The sequence below is a fragment of the Gemmiger formicilis genome, from assembly GCF_016901605.1.
Classification (GTDB): Bacteria; Bacillota; Clostridia; order Oscillospirales; family Ruminococcaceae; genus Gemmiger; species Gemmiger formicilis_B.
On the sequence record NZ_JACJKP010000492.1, the window covers coordinates 1 to 390 of the forward strand.

The 390-nt window shown below is 57.4% G+C and carries 1 pseudogene; it reads left to right on the forward strand.

The features are described 5' to 3' along the window. Window positions 1–390 (forward strand): annotated as a pseudogene (locus tag H6B10_RS15600) (type I restriction endonuclease subunit R); the annotation flags it as partial.

The following is a 390-nucleotide window of genomic DNA, read 5'->3' on the forward strand; positions in this document are numbered from 1 at the left end:
TCATCGTGGAGACTTACCGCGACATCACCCGCCACAAAATCGGCGGGCGCGGCAAAATGATGGTGGTCACGGCGTCCCGCCTGGCGGCGGTGCGCTATGTACAGGAGATTCGGCGCTATATTGCCGCCAACCATTATGACGACCTGGAAGTGATGGTCGCCTTTACCGCTTCGGTAGTTGACCCGGACGACCCGCAGGGCATCGAATACACCGAAAGCGGCATGAACGTCGACAGCAACGGCAACCATGTGGCCGTCACGCAGACGCAGAACGTCTTCCACGATGAGGGCAACATCCTGGTGGTGGCCGAAAAATTCCAGACCGGTTTTGATGAACCGCTGCTCCACACCATGATTGTGGATAAAAAGCTGCGCGATGTAAAAGCGGTGC